A 484-nucleotide genomic window follows, 5' to 3' on the forward strand; every position below is an offset into this window, starting at 1 on the left:
GGCGTATTCGCGGTCAAGGACATCGGCGGCTTCGACGGCAGCCTGCTGCTGCAGGCCAAGGGCGTGCTGATCACGCTGGTCTACAGCGGCGTGCTGAGCTTCGTGCTGCTGAAGCTGATCGACCTGACGATCGGCCTGCGCGTGACCGAGGAAGAGGAGCGCGAAGGCCTCGACGTGATCCTGCACGGCGAGCACGTCGAATAATGGGATTCATCCCCGAGCCGGGAGCGGCGACGCGCACGCACGCTTTGCCGCCCGCAGAATGAGCGCAGCGATTTGGACCCGCCTCCGAGGCGGGTTTTTTTCGCGCGGCTCGCCCGGCCGCGTCGCGGGCCGGCGTCGTGCGCCGCGCGCGAACGCACCGACGATGCACCGAAGATGCGCCGATCGCCTGCCCGGCGAGTCCTGCGGAAGGCCGCCCGGCGGGCCGCGCGCGATAACCCTTCGGGCTATCGGGTCAATAGAGACAATCATGCGGTAAATC

General features: G+C 67.8%; 1 pseudogene. It reads left to right on the forward strand.

What is annotated here, in order from left to right:
• A pseudogene (locus ACU8YE_RS24660) lies at positions 1–204 on the forward strand (ammonia channel protein); the annotation flags it as partial.
• Positions 205–484 lie beyond the last annotated feature (280 nt).

The sequence above is a fragment of the Ralstonia sp. VS2407 genome (assembly GCF_052950655.1).